The 14,207-nt window shown below is 42.1% G+C and carries 16 protein-coding genes and 2 pseudogenes; 15 read left to right on the top strand and 3 right to left on the bottom strand.

Features of this window, described 5'->3' with window-relative positions:
• Positions 1 to 128: 128 nt before the first annotated feature.
• The 7 genes from PVV64_RS09175 to PVV64_RS09145 all read left to right on the top strand — a co-directional run bounded on the left by PVV64_RS09175 (position 129) and on the right by PVV64_RS09145 (position 6,998).
• Positions 129 to 266, top strand: coding sequence for a hypothetical protein (locus PVV64_RS09175; protein WP_273760720.1), 138 nt, complete (start codon positions 129 to 131; stop codon positions 264 to 266).
• 14 nt (positions 267 to 280) lie between these two features.
• Positions 281 to 502 carry a hypothetical protein gene (locus tag PVV64_RS09170; protein ID WP_273760719.1) on the top strand — a complete coding sequence of 74 codons (222 nt, stop codon included), beginning with the start codon at positions 281 to 283 and terminating at the stop codon, positions 500 to 502.
• 72 nt (positions 503 to 574) lie between these two features.
• Complete coding sequence (locus PVV64_RS09165) at positions 575 to 2,044, top strand: Bgr_08870 family protein (RefSeq protein WP_273760718.1); 1,470 nt, start codon at positions 575 to 577, stop codon at positions 2,042 to 2,044.
• 275 nt (positions 2,045 to 2,319) lie between these two features.
• Positions 2,320 to 3,834 carry a Bgr_08870 family protein gene (locus PVV64_RS09160; protein WP_273760717.1) on the top strand — a complete coding sequence of 505 codons (1,515 nt, stop codon included), beginning with the start codon at positions 2,320 to 2,322 and terminating at the stop codon, positions 3,832 to 3,834.
• A gap of 235 nt (positions 3,835 to 4,069) precedes the next feature.
• On the top strand, positions 4,070 to 5,386 hold the full coding sequence (locus PVV64_RS09155; RefSeq protein ID WP_273760716.1) for a Bgr_08870 family protein: 1,317 nt from the start codon (positions 4,070 to 4,072) through the stop codon (positions 5,384 to 5,386).
• A gap of 9 nt (positions 5,387 to 5,395) precedes the next feature.
• Positions 5,396 to 5,647 carry a hypothetical protein gene (locus tag PVV64_RS09150; RefSeq protein WP_273760715.1) on the top strand — a complete coding sequence of 84 codons (252 nt, stop codon included), beginning with the start codon at positions 5,396 to 5,398 and terminating at the stop codon, positions 5,645 to 5,647.
• 529 nt (positions 5,648 to 6,176) lie between these two features.
• Complete coding sequence (locus tag PVV64_RS09145) at positions 6,177 to 6,998, top strand: DNA adenine methylase (RefSeq protein ID WP_273760722.1); 822 nt, start codon at positions 6,177 to 6,179, stop codon at positions 6,996 to 6,998.
• 97 nt (positions 6,999 to 7,095) lie between these two features.
• Here PVV64_RS09145 and PVV64_RS09140 read toward each other — a convergent pair whose 3' ends face one another.
• Both PVV64_RS09140 and PVV64_RS10580 read right to left on the bottom strand, forming a co-directional pair.
• On the bottom strand, positions 7,096 to 7,452 hold the full coding sequence (locus PVV64_RS09140) for a type II toxin-antitoxin system HigA family antitoxin (protein WP_273760714.1): 357 nt from the start codon (positions 7,450 to 7,452) through the stop codon (positions 7,096 to 7,098).
• A pseudogene (locus PVV64_RS10580) lies at positions 7,449 to 7,763 on the bottom strand (type II toxin-antitoxin system HigB family toxin). The gene PVV64_RS09140 and the pseudogene PVV64_RS10580 overlap by 4 nt, the downstream one beginning before the upstream one ends.
• A 164-nt stretch (positions 7,764 to 7,927) precedes the next feature.
• On the opposite strand from PVV64_RS10580, the gene PVV64_RS09130 reads away from it, so the two are divergent.
• The 8 genes from PVV64_RS09130 to PVV64_RS09095 are packed head-to-tail and all read left to right on the top strand — an operon-like array spanning position 7,928 to position 14,081.
• Positions 7,928 to 9,139: a phage tail sheath subtilisin-like domain-containing protein gene (locus tag PVV64_RS09130; RefSeq protein WP_273760713.1), complete on the top strand. Its 1,212-nt coding sequence runs from the start codon at positions 7,928 to 7,930 to the stop codon at positions 9,137 to 9,139.
• On the top strand, positions 9,139 to 9,645 hold the full coding sequence (locus PVV64_RS09125; protein WP_273760712.1) for a phage major tail tube protein: 507 nt from the start codon (positions 9,139 to 9,141) through the stop codon (positions 9,643 to 9,645). Before PVV64_RS09130 ends, PVV64_RS09125 begins: the two co-directional genes overlap by 1 nt.
• A 1-nt stretch (position 9,646) precedes the next feature.
• A complete protein-coding gene (locus tag PVV64_RS09120) occupies positions 9,647 to 9,931 on the top strand; it encodes a phage tail assembly protein (protein ID WP_273760711.1) in 285 nt (94 codons plus the stop codon).
• Positions 9,928 to 10,044: a GpE family phage tail protein gene (locus PVV64_RS10575; RefSeq protein WP_075320635.1), complete on the top strand. Its 117-nt coding sequence runs from the start codon at positions 9,928 to 9,930 to the stop codon at positions 10,042 to 10,044. Before PVV64_RS09120 ends, PVV64_RS10575 begins: the two co-directional genes overlap by 4 nt.
• Positions 10,041 to 12,170 (top strand): phage tail protein, encoded by a 2,130-nt coding sequence (locus PVV64_RS09110; protein ID WP_273760710.1) that lies wholly within the window; start codon positions 10,041 to 10,043, stop codon positions 12,168 to 12,170. Before PVV64_RS10575 ends, PVV64_RS09110 begins: the two co-directional genes overlap by 4 nt.
• A gap of 5 nt (positions 12,171 to 12,175) precedes the next feature.
• Positions 12,176 to 12,556, top strand: coding sequence for a phage tail protein (locus PVV64_RS09105; RefSeq protein WP_273760709.1), 381 nt, complete (start codon positions 12,176 to 12,178; stop codon positions 12,554 to 12,556).
• The gene (locus tag PVV64_RS09100) at positions 12,553 to 12,777 is read left to right on the top strand and encodes a tail protein X (protein ID WP_273760708.1); all 225 of its coding nucleotides are present in this window, start codon (positions 12,553 to 12,555) and stop codon (positions 12,775 to 12,777) included. Before PVV64_RS09105 ends, PVV64_RS09100 begins: the two co-directional genes overlap by 4 nt.
• Positions 12,774 to 14,081: a phage late control D family protein gene (locus PVV64_RS09095; protein WP_273760707.1), complete on the top strand. Its 1,308-nt coding sequence runs from the start codon at positions 12,774 to 12,776 to the stop codon at positions 14,079 to 14,081. Before PVV64_RS09100 ends, PVV64_RS09095 begins: the two co-directional genes overlap by 4 nt.
• 30 nt (positions 14,082 to 14,111) lie before the next feature.
• On the opposite strand, the pseudogene PVV64_RS10470 reads toward PVV64_RS09095, so the two are convergent.
• A pseudogene (locus PVV64_RS10470) lies at positions 14,112 to 14,207 on the bottom strand (type II toxin-antitoxin system PemK/MazF family toxin); the annotation flags it as partial.

Genomic DNA, 14,207 nt, shown 5'->3' with positions numbered 1-14,207 from the left:
AGCGAAAATTTGTGAGCAGCGACAAAACAGCACGACAAGCACGCCTTAAACTCACCCTTACCGGTGGACCGGCGGCGCGGTCCATGGTGCGTGATTTTGGCGCCGGCATATTGTGATAAAAGAAACAGATGGAAAAAACAAAAAATGAAAAAAGTGAGCAAAACCGCATTATTGTTAAAATAAGAAAGGCAGCAGAAGCAGTGAAAATTAAATCTGCTAGCAATAGTAATAGCAGTAGCGCTAACGAAGCAATCTTATTGAGATAAGAAAAGAGAGATTCATGGAATATGCAGTTGTTGAAAATGGTGTAGTCACAAACATTATCGTCGCATCAGAAAATTATGTCCACGCCTTTGATGGCGAAGCCATCCCATCAAGTGAGGCACAAATTGGCTGGACTTATCAAGATGGGAAATTCTCTCCTCCCGTTATTGAGAAAGAAACAAACCTCGTTATTGAAAAAGCAAAAAAAGCAGAAGAAACCAAAGATTCTCACGAATAAAGCCTCTTTTCAGGAGTTCTTCTATTCAGTCAAGAGAAACCATTTAAACGCAAGAAATGGAAGTAAAAAACAATGGCAAAAACAAAAAAATTGCAGATAGAATTGCCTCAAAAAGAGCACTTTATCAGTTCTGAATTTCCAACCTTGCGTGAAAGCCTAATAAAAATTGATCAAGCCATCGCAGATATTGAAGGAAAAATAGACAAAACAGCACCTTTACAACACACCCACACCATCCATGATATCACAGATCTTGAAACAACCCTCAAGAGCAAAATGGCAGCAGACAAAACCTTCACTTTAACGGATTTACGGGATGTCGAGGGTGCACAAGAGGCCGCAAACAACTATGTTCTCTACAAAGCAGGCAACAATCATTTTACCTTTGGTAGTGTTCTCTCACTGTTAGATGTCCACCAACATAAAACCGAAGATATCATCGGGCTTGAAAATGCTTACGGGCGTTTAGCACATACCAATGAATGGCAAGCAGCCAATGATTTTAAGGGAAAAGTCACTCTTTCAAACACCATTGAATTATCACAGACTGCCTCTTTAATATTAAAACAGAACGGCACAATTGTTACCCAACTCAGTACAAAAGGCAGTGCATTAAAAGGCCCCGCAACGGTTGACGGCAAAGAAATTTATACAAAAACTGAAGCAACCGCTGCCCTTCAAGACATACACAATAAAATTGAGAAAATAACAAAAATCACCACCCATATTCCCCTTGAGATCCTCATAACAGAAAGCGGCACACTCCCCTGGCCTGAAGGCACCACAGATGATACCGATATCGAAATATGGGCATGGGGTGCAGGTGGTGGTGGTGGCGGTGGTGATAATAGCATATGTTATATGCCAGCCGAAATACCTCAGCTTAAAAGCGCTACGGGTGAAAATAGCGTGCAAGCCATCATTCCAGAAACTCTCACCGCAAGAAGAGGCGGCGGCGGCGGCGGCGGCGGTTGCGCACGCATTCAAGTCAAAGGATCCCAGCTTAAAAGCGCCAAAAATGTTCAAATTGGCTGTGGTGGCAAGGGCGGTAAAAACACCATGGGAGGAAATGGCGGACAAACCATTATTCCAGGACTTCTCACTGCAGGCGGCGGCGGCGGCGGTGGGAGCAACTGTCGTGGGAATTATAGTGATGCTAGTTATAACTACAGTGGTGGCGGATCTGGTGGCAACTCTAACCAAGATAGCTATAGCTATAATGGCGCAAATTCTACTTTTGGTGGCGGTAGCGGTGGCAACACAGGTTCCAAAACTGACTCTGACAGCAATAGTAGTTATAACGGAAATGGTGGAATATCTATTTTCGGTGGCGGTGGCGGTGGCAGCAACTGTGATGGACACAATCCCCGCCGTGGACAAGGCGGCATCAGTGGTAAAGGTGGCAATGGCGGCAATGGCGACATCTACAGCGATAATGGCGGTGGCGGCGGTGGCGGTGGATACTTCCCCGGCGAAAATGGCACAATAGAAAAAGGTGGCGATGGCGGCAATGGCGCAGTATTATTGAGATTTTTTATCTAAGACCAAACAGTACAGAGCAATTCATGGCCCGAAAATTCATTTTTTATACCTACTCATACTGACACAAACAGCTTTGTTATCGATTCAAGTAGTGCTGCTGAAAACACCCTCGCATTAGGAAGCATAATAATAATGCAGAGAAATGGCGCAGACATAGCGAGTTTTACAAACAACAACGCAAGAAGTCTCAAGTAAGTTAAGCACCTATCAATTGCTCGATGATAGGACAATAGGCAAGGCTTTAACGCAAGCATCATATCATAGAAGTAAAAACGATGGCACAAACAAAAAAATTACAGATGGAATTGCCCAAAGAAGGCCGCTTTATCAGTTCTGAATTTCCTATCTTGCGTGATAATCTAATAAAAATTGATCAAACCATTTCTGATATTGAGGAAAATTCAGAAGAAAAAGCACCTTCACAACACAACCACACCATCAGTGATATCACAGATCTTGAAACAGCCCTCAAGAGCAAAATGGCAGCAGACAAAACCTTCACTTTTACAGATTTAGGCCATATCGAAGGGGCAAAAAATGCTGTCAACGGTCATATTCTCTACAAATCCAGTGACAACAGGTTCAGCTTTGCCAGCATTCTCTCATTGTTAAGCAGCCACCAACATAAAACTGAAGATATCATTGGACTTGAAAGTGCTTATGGGCATTTAGCACATACCAATGAATGGCAAGCAGCCAATGATTTTAAGGGAAAAGTTACTCTTTCAAACACCATTGAATTATCACAGACTGCCTCTTTAATATTAAAACAGAACGGCACAATTGTTACCCAACTCAGTACAAAAGGCAGTGCATTAAAAGGCCCCGCAACGGTTGACAGCAAAGAAATTTATACAAAAACTGAAGCAACCGCTGCCCTTCAAGATATACACAATAAAATTGAGAAAATAACAAAAATCACCACACATACTCCCCTTGAAATCCTCATAACAGAAAGCGGTACACTCCCCTGGCCTGAAGGCACAACAGATGATACCGATATCGAAATATGGGCATGGGGAGCTGGCGGCGGTGGCAGTGGCGGCGGCAACGGTAGGGGTAACTATTATGGCTGTGGCGGTGGTGGTGGCGGTTGCACATATATGCAAGTCAAAGGATCCCAGCTTAAAAGTGCCAAAAATGTTCAAATTGGCTGTGGTGGCAAGGGCGGTAAAAACACCATGGGAGGAAATGGCGGACAAACCATTATTCCAGGACTTCTCACTGCAGGCGGCGGCGGCGGCGGCGGCTACAGTAATGATGGCAAGAGCAGTAGCGATGGCAATAAAGGAAGTGCAGGAGAGAGTGCCCCTGGTGGTGATGGCGGCAGTTTCGGTAAAAAGAAAGACATTTTATTTTTCCTTATAGGCCGAAACAAAAATGTAGATGGAGATCAAGGAAAATTTAACGGTGGCGGTGGTGGCCATCTAAATGCCACTTATCATGGCTCCAGCAGAGGCGGATGCTCCATCTTTGGCGGTGGCGGTGGCGGTGGAAGCAGCCAATATCTAGATGTCACTCAAAAACAAGGAGGTCTGAGTGGAAAAGGAGGCAATGGAGGCAATGGAAGTAATGGGGAGTTTTATCGCAGCGGTGGTGGCGGCGGCGGCGGTGGCGGCTATTTCCCTGGGAAAGATGGCATAACGAATACAGACGCAACAACCTCTTCTGGTGGCGATGGTGGCAACGGCGCAGTGTTGTTGCGATTTTTTATCAAAAACGACGATAAAAACCAAATGAAGCAGAAAAATAATATTTACCCACACAACAAGCATGTCTTTTTCAGATAACAATGAATTTCTTTACACAATTATCTAAGAATAAAATCAAACTTTTTTTGATGTAACACTGCCATACCTGTCGCTCTCCATATATGAAGAGACATCGACTAGGATTACAAAAAAGATTCCATTCCCAAAAAGATACAAAATAGCCCAGCAAGCGAAATGCCCCCTATCAATCGCTCTATGACGAGGGCGATAGGCAACACTTTAACGCAAGCATCATATCATAGAAGTAAAAACAATGACACAAACAAAAAAATTACAGATGGAATTGCCTCAAGAAGGGCGTTTTATCAGTTCTGAATTTCCCATCTTGCGTGAAAACCTCACCAAAATTGATCAAGCTCTTACGGCTGTTGAGGAAAAAACAGACAACAAAGCGCCTTTACAGCATACCCATAGGATAAGTGATGTGAATGGTCTTGAAACAGCCCTCAATGGCAAGATGCCAGCCGATAAAACTTTTACTTTTGCTGATTTAAGTGACCTCGAGGGGGCAAAAGATGCCGCAAACAATTATATTCTCTACAAAGCAGGCAACAATCATTTTACCTTTGGCAGTGTCATCTCGCTGTTAGGTCCACATCAACATAAAACAGAAGATATCGTGGGGCTTGATGATTTTAGAGCCAAGATTAACCAAGATCTGATCAGCTATGGGCATTTAAAACAAACCAATGAATGGCAAAGTTATAATAAATTTACTAACAAAGTCACCATTGGCGGCGATTTGGAACTCTTGAGCAATTCATCATTTAACCTTACCCATAATGGTGAAGTGGTGACACGTTTAAGTGCAACGGGAAGTACATTGAAGGGACCACTTAAAGTTGATGGTGAAGCTGTTTATACCAAGTCACAAGTAGATAGATTAATAGCTTCATTAGTCAAAAAAACAATTGAAATTCTTATGACAGAAAGTGGTTCTATACCCTTTCCTGAAGGTGTCACTGATGACACAAATGTAGAAATATGGGCATGGGGGGGCGGCGGCAGTGGAGGGACTGGAGGTTGGTTAAAAAATACTTATAACGGCCGTACTACATATACCTACTACGGTGGAGGTGGAGGCGGTGGAGGACAATGTGTCCGCGTAAAAATCAAAGCAGCTCAGTTTAGAAAAGCAAAAAATATCCAAATTGGTCGTGGTGGTAAAAATGGTAGTGGTGGTGCAACGATTATTGAAGACGTTCTCATTGCCAATGGTGGGAGTATAGGCTCTAACGGTAGCGGAGTTACAAAGACAGTAGGAGCAGGAGGAACAGGAGGTTACTCCGGCATTCAAAACTTTATTTTTTCTGGCGGGAATGGTGGAAATGGCGGAAGCTATAGCGGCGGAAGCTCTCTTTTTGGTGGCGCTGGCGGCGGCGGCGGATCTAGTAATGGCGGCGGCGGCTGTGGCGGTGAAAGTGACAAAGGTGGGAAAGGGGGTAGAGGTGGTCGTAATCAAGCTGACGCTGGTGGCGGTGGCGGCGGTTATTTTCCTGGAAAGGACGCAGAAAATTATAACAGTGGTGATGGTGGAAATGGCGCAATATTGTTGAAATTTTTTATCTAGGAGGTATTGATGGAATATGCAGTTGTTGAAAATGGTGTGGTAACAAATATTATTGTCGCATCTGAGAATTATGTTCACGCCTTTGATGGTGAGGCTATCCTCTCAAGTGAAGCGCAAATTGGCTGGACTTATAAGGATGGAGTGTTCTCTCCTCCCGTGGTGGATGAAAACACAAAACAGCTCTCATCTACTGAAATGGCAGAAACAGATGCACCCGTAGACCCCATAAAAGAACCGCAAGAGAAAGACGACCAAGTCTAAGCTATATGAGCAATGCTTGTATAAGAACTTAAAGGCTTGTATGATTTTCTTTCTTTAAAGTCCTTTAAAAGCCCTTTAAAGGGACTTTTTGACTGACAGTGTCAGTCTTATGAAGCATGGTGATGATTGTTATTGTCTCTTCATTGATTTGGAGAGAAAAATGGCAACAAAAGTAAATCGTCTATCCGCGCTATAACTGAAATTATTCTTGATCTCTTGAAGAATGCCCAGAAATCATAGCGTATCCCCTCTTCTACTCCCAAATTTTGTAAAGAGATGAACAGCTCTTGGCAATCCGCTCTGATACCCCATCGCTATCAGAAATCATAGTGGATACCCACAGAAATTATCCTAGAAACTCCAAATCAAAGAAAGAACAAAAATAGAGGCTGGGCTGGTCACCCAGCCAACGGGAGAAAGTTTTGCGACAAACCCGCCCGGTGTAAGACAACTTAACATCGCAGCCACTTCTTATCACTTGGAAACAGTGAGAAGATGGCTAATATAGATGGAAGAGTGTAAAAAAATGATGGACATACTTCACAAAGAAAAATTAAAATCTGTTAAACCCATCTCACCAGCTGCTGCTTATATTGGTGGCAAAAGAATATTAGCCAAAACCATTATCAAAATTATCGAGGATATTCCGCATAGCATTTATGCCGAGCCTTTTGTTGGCATGGGAGGAATATTCTTTAGACGAAAATTGATACCCCCTACTGAAATTATCAATGATCGTTTAGGAAATGTGGTGAATTTTTTTCGGGTGTTACAACGCCATTATCACCCCTTTATAGAATTTTTGGAATTTCAAATAAGCAGCCGTGAGGAGTTTCAACGATTACGGTCACAAAATCCAGAAACGCTTACGGATTTAGAACGGGCTTCAAGGTTTTTATATTTACAGCGGTTAAGCTTTAGTGGTCAGGTCGCCAATCGTACGTTTGGAGTTGAAACAGACCGTGGTGCCCGGTTTAATGCTTTGAAACTTGAGGTCTTATTAAAGCTTATTTACCGCCGTTTAGCAGGTGTTACCATTGAACATTTAGACTGGACTGATTTTATTGTGCGTTATGACCGTCCAAACACCTTGTTTTACCTCGACCCGCCTTATTGGGGTGTTGAGGATTATTACGGAAAGGATTTGTTTAAGCGTGAAGATTACCAGATGATGTCTGCGCTCCTTGCACAATTAAAAGGAAAGTTTCTATTGTCTTTAAACGATGTGCCAGAAGTCCGAAAAACCTTCAGTCAATTTACCTTTAAAAAGGTCAACACACTTTATTTGTGTCACACCTCAAATAATGCAGTTCCCGCTAAAGAGCTTATCATTACAAATTGTGATTTCTAAAACAAGAAATAATACATATTAAAGGGTCTTTCAATAATTTTTGAAGACCTTTTGAACCCCCTTAAAAATCTTTCAAAAAAATAAATCAGTATAAAACCTAAGCTATCAGACTTTCTAGTGGAATATTGAACTGTTGGTGCAAGTTTTTAATCATGCGCAGTGTTAATTTTCTTTTACCACTCAAGATTTCATAAACACGATTTAAATGACCAATCGCAGGAACGAGATCTTTAGCACTTAAGTTCATTTGTTCCATTCTAAATTTAATAGCTTCAATCGGGTGAGGAGGAGAAACAGGATAGTGTTCTGCTTCATACGCTACAATCAACAACATAAGAACCTCCATTTGATCAAATTCTGGAGTATTCTCTTTAGGTTGATTGTCAAACATTGCAGACACAATTTCTAAAGCTTCTTGATAATCTCTTTCAGTGCGAAGTGGTTTGATATTCATTTCTTAAATTCCTTTAGTTCTACAGTACTAGCATCAATTGCATCATACTGTTTGTGTGTCCCTATAAATTTTATATAAAGCCAACCTGCTGGATAAAAGATTGAAACAACTAAACGATAATCATTGCCTCTAATATTAAAAACAACACGATTATTCTTTAATATGCTGGCATTTTTATACTTCTCTTTAATGTCATGAGGAGAACGCTATTGCGCATTTTTAGCTTCATCTATCCATGCTTTTAACGGTTGTTCAGAATCAAGATATCGAGCCAAAAAGGTTTGAAATGTGGAGATTTTAACAATTTTCATAAGTGTATCCTGATTTTCATTAATCTTAGTACCGTTTTGGGACTAAGTCAAGATATTTATAAAAAGAAAGTGCTTGTTGAAAACAAACCTTTCTCAAGAGCGGCTCTTTGCCTCTCATTTTTTCATATTCATTTCAACTAACCAATATTTTAAAGGAGTATAAAATGGCAACAGGTTTTCTACATGGCGTTGAAGTCATCGAAATTGATGATGGAACACGCCCTCTTCGTGCAGTTCAGTCTGGCGTTATCGGAATTATCGGCACAGCACCCGATGCAGATGAACAAGCTTTTCCTCTTAACACACCGGTTTTGGTCGCAGGCTCTCTTTCACAAGCTGCAAAACTGGACAAAACAGGCAAACGACGGGGTACATTACCCAATGCCCTTGATCTCATTTTCAAGCAAGTGGGGGCTATTGTCGTTGTCGTCCGTGTAAAAGAAGGTGAAAATGAAAATGCGACATTCACCAATATTCTAGGTGGTGTAAACGCAAATGGCGCTTATGAAGGCGTTCATGCTTTCATTGGAGCACAATCCATTGTGGGACAAACACCACGCATTCTCATTGCTCCAGGATTTACGCATCAACGCCCTTCCAGCGTGAATACTGAAAGCGATGAAACTGGTGCAACTACCAACCCTGTAGCAGCAGAATTGATTGGCATTGCAGAACGTTTGCGCGCCATTGTGGTGCTTGATGCTCCAAACACAACAGATGAAGCAGCCCTTAGTGCAGCAAAGGATTTTGATTCAAAACGCGCTATTCTCATTGATCCATTTGTAAAGGTCAATCGCAATGGCAAGATCTTAGAAGAGCCAGCAAGTGCAGCGGTTGCTGGAGTCATTGCTAAAACGGATTTTGCCAATGGCTTTTGGCATTCTCCTTCCAATAAAGTGATCAATGGAATTGTAGGAACTGCGCGCCCAATTGATTTTTCCATTGGTGATCGCGCAAGCCGCGCTAATCTTCTCAACGAACAAAACATCACAACCATTATTCGTGAAAACGGCTATCGCCTCTGGGGCAATCGCACACTTTCAAGCGATACAAAATTTGCCTTTTTATCCGTGGTACGCACTGCAGATATGATTAACGATGCCATTTTGCGCGGACATCTATGGGCAGTCGATCGTAATATCAAAAAGACCTATCTGAATGATGTGAGTGAAAGCGTCAATGCTTATTTGCGCGATTTAAAAGCACAAGGTGCCATTCTTGGTGGACGCTGCACACCAGATCCAGAGCTTAATACAGCAAGTGCCATTGAAGATGGCAGAGTCTATTTCAATGTGGAATTCACACCAACAACACCAGCAGAACACATCACCTTCCGTTCACAAATCATCAATGATTACCTAGAGGAGATTTTTTAATGACTGTACCCGTTTTACCAAGAGTTTTGAAATATTTTAACATTTATGTCGATGGCATTCCCTATCAAGCAAAGTGTGAAAGTGTCACCCTACCAAACTTGAATTTGATCGTTGAAAGTTACCGTGGCGGTGGTATGGGCACACCCATTGAGGTTGATCTTGGTCTTGAAACACTCACACTTACCATGACCATTTCTGATTGTTCTCCAGAATTAATGGCACTGTTGGGACGCACAGATGTCGACATCTCCTTGCGCAGTTCAATGCAAGCCCAAGGGACGCCCGCAGAAGGGGTTATCATTACCATGAGAGGGCTTTGCAAAGGCTTTGAAATGGCAGAATGGCAACCAGGAAGCAAGGCAACATCCACAGCTACATTCACATTGCAATATTTCAAGTATGTTCAGAAAGACATTGAAATCGTTGAAATAGATGCCATCAACATGGTCAGAAAATTCAACGGCATTGATCAATTGGCAGATCATAGAGAAATTTTAGGATTATAAAATGACTATACAACAAACTGTTACATATCAATTGCTTATTCCTATCACATTTGAAGGAAAAGAGCGTACTGAAATTACCTTACGGCGTATTAAAGTAAAAGATATGCAAGCCATCGATAAAAAGGAAGGCACTGACCAAGTAATAACTATGATCGCACGTCTTTCTGGATGGCCGTATGAGGCTGTTGGCGAACTTGATGGCGGCGATATGGCAAGTATTGGAGAGATTTTGGAGTCTTTTACCAAACGGCGGGAAATCTCGATTGGAAAACCGCCGCTAAACTGATCGCCGATATTGCCATTGTGTTCCATTGGTCCCTTTCAGAGATGATGGAAATGGAACCGCAAGAACTCATATTCTGGCGAAAACAAGCAGCAGAAAGGTATAAGACAAAATGAGTAAAACAACTAAGGTTACTGATACAAAGGTAAAATTAACTCTTGAAGATAAACTCACCGCACCTCTCAAACGTGTACAAGAGCATTTTAAGAAATTATCCTGTAGTTTGAGTATTCCTCGCTTTTCTGCTGCTGTAAAAAATATGACGGCAAGTTTGAATAATGTTCAAAGTGCCCTTGGTAGGGCAGCAAATCGTGCTTCAATCTTCACCAGTGTCCTAGGGCTTTCTGGTGATGGTCTTGTGGCAAGTTTAACCGCCGTCACCCTGAAAACTATGCATATGGGGAATAGTCTTTATCATGCATCACACCGGTTAGGCATGAGTGTTACAGCGCTCCAATTATGGGGCGATGCTGCTGATAATTCAGGATATTCTGCCGAACTCTTTCAACAATCCTTGGCGGTTTTAAATAGGCGTTCTGCGCAAGCATATGCCGGACAACAAAAAGGCATTATGGGATTTGAAGCGCTTGGTATTTCTGTCAAAAATGCTTCTGGTAAACTCAAATCAAACTCCGTTTTGTTGGAAGAAATTACCGAAAAAATGAGTAAGATGAAAAATCAAGCACAAAGACAGCGCATTGCTGCCCTACTGTTTGGTGGAGATGGTAAGGAAATGGCATCCATGCTCTCACAAGGCATGGCGCCCATTAAAGAACTCTTTGCAAAAGCGAGGAAAGGAAAATGGCTGATAGGTGCCGATGTCGCACGCTATGCAGCAGATTTAAGTGACAAGCTTGGTGCTTTTAAGAAAAAAATAGGCGGTATTGCGAGCTTTATTGGCGCACGTTTCATGCCTGTGATCAATGATATGATTGATGGTTTTTCAAAATTGATTGATGAAAACCGTGACCTTATCCAAACAACCGTTGCAAGCTGGGCAAAAACCTTAAAACAAACTTTGAAGGATTTGCTTGATCCTACCTCTGATTTGAGAAAAGGTATCAGCGATCTTACAGAGAGGATTAAAGGCTGGTTCCAATGGCTAGAACCTCTGATTGGTGAAATAACCCTCTTTAAGATAGGTCTTGTAGCCCTTGGTTCATTTATTTTTGGTCCACTCATTGCCGCATTAGCAGCCGTGGGAGCCGCTTTTGTTACCCTTGGCTATACTATTATGACCACACCTATCGGTTGGCTCATTGGCGGTATTGCGGCACTTGTTGTACTCTATAAATATTGGCATAAACTCAATGGCTGGGTAGCTGCATCTTTGGCCGCAGTTGGAGCAATTCTTACTGGGGCATTCATTGCGGCAATGGCACCAGCTGCTTCTGCAATTGCTGGTCTTGCCTTAACGCTTGTAGCTTCACTCATTCCAGCAATAACCACCGTTGGTTCTGCTTTTATATCGCTTGGTGTCGCAATCATGACCACACCTATTGGCTGGATAATGGCTGGCATTGCAGCCCTTGTAGGTGCTGGATATCTCCTTTATAAAAATTGGGATACAGTCATGAATTTCTTACGCAACTTATGGAATTCTTTGGCTAATTTATGCAGTAATGTTTTTAATAACCTCTTTACTCTGTTTAAAAACTTTTCACCCCTCTCTTGGATTGCAACAAAAATCAATGCATTGATTGAGTGGTTGTTTGGAGTCAATCTCATGGATGCAGGTGCCCATCTGATTGGAGGATTGTGGGATGGCATTAAAAGCAAATGGAATGCTCTCTCCGATTGGTTTAGCAATCAAATAAATAAATTAACCAGTTGGATGCCAAACTGGATGAGAGAAAAGTCAGGATTTAGTGCTACAATCGATAAAAATTCAACCCAAACCATTAAAACCTTTACCGATGAAACCAATGCACGAGCAAAAAGAATGCTTGATACAGCAATTGTTCCCTATACTCCATCTGGAAAAGACAGGAGTGCTTTTAATACATACGCGGTCCAAACAGGAAAAACAGAAGCTACAAATGCACAAGTTGAAGCTTTCAAGGTTTCAGAACCCATTATGGTGCATAAGCCAACAGAAGTAAACGCTCCCGTAACCATTACAAATTTAAATATTTCAGGAGGCAATAGCTCTCCACAAGACATCCATGCCGCAGTCAGTCAAGCCCTTGAACGCCATGCTCAACAGCAACGCTTGGCTATAGCCTCTAGTCTTTCGGATTAAACATCATGATGTTAGCTTTGGGTAGTTTTATCTTTTCTATTGAAACAGCAGCCTATCAAGCCCTCGATATGACCTATGACATTCCATGGGTGACGCAAGGGCGATTGAGGCGTAAAGCTGCTCTTCAATTGCCAGCTATTGCAAATGCGGAATTTTCTCTAACCGGTGTGATCTATCCAGACTTTAAAGGCGGTTATAGACAACTGGAATATTTGCGGCAAATGGCACATGAGGGACCTCATATCCTTGTGACGGGTCAGGGCAAGATTTTGGGCAAGTTTGTCATCCTTTCTGTAAAAGAAAAGCAAAGTGTTTTTCACCAAAATGGTGCGCCTAAAAAACAAGAATTTACCGTCAATTTGAGAGAATATGGTGAAGAGCAATGAGTGATCTTTACATGACAAAAGAAGGCGATATGGTTGATGCCATTTGCTGGAAATACTACGCCAAGGGGCAACAAGCCCTTGCTGTTGAACGCGTTTATGCAGCTAATTTTGGTCTTGCAGACTATGGACCCATCTTAAAAGCAGGCATCACAATCCTCTTGCCAGCCCTCCCCTATCCCAAAGCCACGCCAGTGATCAGGATTTGGGGTAGCAAATCATGAAACCTTTTTGCATCGTGATGGCAAATGGAGAGGATATTACAAGAACTCTCATGGAGTATGTTTTGTCTATTGAAATTACCGATGAAGCAGAAGACAAAAGTGACCGTATCACCATAGAGCTTGATGACCGCGCCCGTGAGTGTGATAACGGCTTTCTTGATATTCCTCTCATCGGAACAGTCATTTCTGTCACTCTTGGTTATGAAGGTGGCAAAAACCGCGATATGGGAGCCTATTTGATTGATGAAATCTCTGTAAGCAGCCCACCACAAACCTTAAGTGTTACAGGGCGCGCTGCTTCTATGAACACATCTTATAGAACACCCAAAAGTCAATCTTATCACCAGAAAACTCTTGGCAATATCATTCAAGAGATAGCACAGCGCAATGGCTATACAGCAAAAGTAGATCCCAATCTTGCAAAACTTGTTGTGCGCCATATTGATCAAACGGCAGAAAGTGATATGGCTTTTGCCACGCGCCTTGCAGAAGAATATGACGCGGTAGCAAAACCCGTTGATGGCAAATTGGTGCTTGCCAAACGGGGTGAAGGCAAAGCCATTACCGATGAAACGCTCCCTATTGTTGTTATCCATGAAAAACACTGTACCTCTTGGGATTTTAAATACAGTGCACGAGATGAAGCAGGAGCAGCCAATGGCTTAGCAACAGATGCGGGAGATGACCAAAAAGCCGCCGCTGATGCAAGGGAACCAGAGGAAATTGAGGAAGGTGAAGATGTAATCCATATGGATAAAAATGATGTCCCCAATTTACCCAAAACAGTGACAGCAGTAGAAACACCCAAACAAAAAGAGCAAGAAGAAGAGAAAAAGGGCGGTGTACTTGCAAGCTATCATGATATCCGCACTGGTGAGAAAAAGGAAGTCAAGGTTGGTAAAGAACCTTTTCACGAACTCAAATATACCTACCATAACCAATCAGAAGCGGTTGCGGCTATTACTGCTTATCGCAATAAGTCATCACGTGGGAAATCTTCTTTCTCATGTGATATTGGTGGTGATCCCTTTGTGCAAGCAGAAGCAAAGCTTGTTCAAGAGCCCCCTTTCCGCCCCTATATTCCAGCAGAATGGCGCATCAAAAGTGTCAAACACAAGCTTGATAAGACGGGTGGATATACAACAAAAATAGACTGTGAACTTTTTGATAAAGCCCAAGAAGATGCTGCCAAAAACGTAGCAAATACCACACCAGACAAAGACGATACCCTTGATCCACACGCCTCTCCCAATGCATGTGATGAAGGAAACGACGTCATCCATATGGATAAAGAAGATATATGAATAAAACTATCTGATAAAGAAATCCAATTTTTATTTTACTATTCCTAAAAATACAGCCAAACAACGTTCAATTTCTACCATTTTATCTACAGGAATGAAACCGAAAGCTGGACTCATTTTTTCACA

Source organism: Bartonella sp. ML70XJBT.G (assembly GCF_028618575.1).
Lineage (GTDB): Bacteria > Pseudomonadota > Alphaproteobacteria > Rhizobiales > Rhizobiaceae > Bartonella.
The sequence above is the reverse complement of the archived record's forward strand: the minus strand, read 5'-3'. Positions and strand labels throughout refer to the sequence as shown.

Bases quoted from the DNA above. Each gene is read 5' to 3' on its own strand.
- PVV64_RS09175 (WP_273760720.1), top strand. From the start codon at position 129: ATGGAAAAAACAAAAAATGAAAAAAGTGAGCAAAACCGCATTATTGTT.
- PVV64_RS09170 (WP_273760719.1), top strand. From the start codon at position 281: ATGGAATATGCAGTTGTTGAAAATGGTGTAGTCACAAACATTATCGTC.
- PVV64_RS09165 (WP_273760718.1), top strand. From the start codon at position 575: ATGGCAAAAACAAAAAAATTGCAGATAGAATTGCCTCAAAAAGAGCAC.
- PVV64_RS09160 (WP_273760717.1), top strand. From the start codon at position 2,320: ATGGCACAAACAAAAAAATTACAGATGGAATTGCCCAAAGAAGGCCGC.
- PVV64_RS09155 (WP_273760716.1), top strand. From the start codon at position 4,070: ATGACACAAACAAAAAAATTACAGATGGAATTGCCTCAAGAAGGGCGT.
- PVV64_RS09150 (WP_273760715.1), top strand. From the start codon at position 5,396: ATGGAATATGCAGTTGTTGAAAATGGTGTGGTAACAAATATTATTGTC.
- PVV64_RS09145 (WP_273760722.1), top strand. From the start codon at position 6,177: ATGGACATACTTCACAAAGAAAAATTAAAATCTGTTAAACCCATCTCA.
- PVV64_RS09140 (WP_273760714.1), bottom strand. From the start codon at position 7,452: ATGAATATCAAACCACTTCGCACTGAAAGAGATTATCAAGAAGCTTTA.
- PVV64_RS09130 (WP_273760713.1), top strand. From the start codon at position 7,928: ATGGCAACAGGTTTTCTACATGGCGTTGAAGTCATCGAAATTGATGAT.
- PVV64_RS09125 (WP_273760712.1), top strand. From the start codon at position 9,139: ATGACTGTACCCGTTTTACCAAGAGTTTTGAAATATTTTAACATTTAT.
- PVV64_RS09120 (WP_273760711.1), top strand. From the start codon at position 9,647: ATGACTATACAACAAACTGTTACATATCAATTGCTTATTCCTATCACA.
- PVV64_RS09110 (WP_273760710.1), top strand. From the start codon at position 10,041: ATGAGTAAAACAACTAAGGTTACTGATACAAAGGTAAAATTAACTCTT.
- PVV64_RS09105 (WP_273760709.1), top strand. From the start codon at position 12,176: ATGATGTTAGCTTTGGGTAGTTTTATCTTTTCTATTGAAACAGCAGCC.
- PVV64_RS09100 (WP_273760708.1), top strand. From the start codon at position 12,553: ATGAGTGATCTTTACATGACAAAAGAAGGCGATATGGTTGATGCCATT.
- PVV64_RS09095 (WP_273760707.1), top strand. From the start codon at position 12,774: ATGAAACCTTTTTGCATCGTGATGGCAAATGGAGAGGATATTACAAGA.